General features: G+C 45.1%; 1 protein-coding gene. It reads right to left on the bottom strand.

Annotation, left to right across the window (positions count from 1 at the left end; genetic code table 11):
* Positions 1 to 111: 111 nt before the first annotated feature.
* Positions 112 to 1,668 (bottom strand): aspartate:alanine antiporter (locus tag AB4496_RS25760; protein WP_372132700.1); only part of this gene is annotated, 1,557 nt, incomplete at its 5' end.

The raw sequence follows: 1,668 nt of genomic DNA, 5'->3' as shown, positions 1-1,668 counted from the left end.
GTATAGAGATTTGGGATGAGAAAAGAGATTAAGTAATAAAAAATGCACTAACTCAAAGATGAATTAGTGCATTTAAAATATCTAATCTAAAGCGCTATAACGCTGAATAAACTAGCTGATGATAATGATAAAGGTACCCGCTAAGGTCATCAATATATTGGCTATCGCGTACGTACCTGCGTACCCCAGTGCTGGGATAGTTGAACGAGCGTGGTCGTTTACTATGTCCATTGCCGGAGCACAGGTTCGTGCGCCAATGATGGCTCCAAAAAGAAGAGCTCGGTTCATTTTCAGTGCGTAAGCGCCGACTAGGTAAGCGAAGAATACCGGCAGTACACTCACGATAAGTGCTATCCCGATAACTTGCGGACCCACTTGGGTCAAATGCTCAAATATCTTACCACCGGCGCTCAAGCCGATACCGACCATAAAGAACATCAAACCGAGATCTTTGACCATATTCAACGCCCCTTGAGGAACGTAACCGAAGGTAGGGTGGTTCGCTCGTAAGAAGCCAAGCATGATGCCCGATAGAAGAAGACCAACTGCATTACCTAAACCAAATGAGACTTGGCCGAATGTCATGGTGATCAAACCAAACAAAATGCCCAGAATGAAGAAGCTACAGAAAGCCGTCAAATCGGCCATTTGGCTGTGAATCGAGATGAAACCAATTTTTTCTGCAAGGCCGTGAACACGGCTCTTTTCACCACTGACTTGTAGTACATCACCTTTAGAAAGTACGATGTTTAAATCCATCGGCATTTCAATTTGAGCTCTTACTACGCGGTTAAGGAAACAGCCGTATTCGGATAAGTTTAAGTCAGATAAACGCTTACCTGCGATGTTGTCACTTTTAACGACAATCTCTTCTTCAACGATTCGTAGATCGAGAAGGTTACGGTCAAAAACTTCTTTGCCGTTTCGGAAACTTGGATCAAGACGAGCGTGGCTGTCAGGGAAACCAACCAATGCGATTTCATCGCCTTCTTGCAGAATGGCATCGCCATCAGGGTGGGCAAGAATACCATTACGTCGAATCCGCTCGATGTAGCAACCAGTTTGGCGATAGATGCCAAGCTCACGAAGGTTCTTGCCATCAGTCCAGGTAATTAGCTCTGGTCCCACGCGATAAGCTCGGATAATGGGTAAGTAAACCTTACGCTGGCCAGAGGTGCCTAGGCCGCGCTCTTGAGCTATTTGTTCTGCAGAGTCGTGCAGGTTTACTTTCTGAAGCTTTGGAATAAGGCGGGCAAACATAATCATACTGATTAAGCCGACTAAATAAGCCATCGCGTAACCTACAGAGAGGTTTTCTATGACCAGACCCAAGTCCATGTTTCTTGGTACTTCAGCTAAACCTGAATTGAGTGCATCTTGCGCGCCAACTAATATTGGTGTTGCAGTTAGTGCTCCCGCCATCATGCCTGCGGAAAGTCCGAAACCAAGACCTAAATATTCACTGCAAAAATAAGTAAGGGCAATAGCCGTAGAAAGTACAACGAGGCTAAGAATGAGGTAATGCTTACCATCTCTGAAGAATATACCGAAGAAGTTGGGCCCAGCTTCAATACCTACACAGTAAATGAAGAGCATGAAGCCAATCGTGAGAGCGTCGGCGTTAAAGGAAAAGCCAAGATGTCCCATGATAAGAGAAGTAATCAGAAC

Origin of the sequence: Vibrio sp. 10N.222.46.A1 (genome assembly GCF_041473595.1) — a bacterium.
Lineage (GTDB): Bacteria > Pseudomonadota > Gammaproteobacteria > Enterobacterales > Vibrionaceae > Vibrio > Vibrio tasmaniensis_A.
This window is presented reverse-complemented; position numbering and strand designations above follow the sequence as displayed.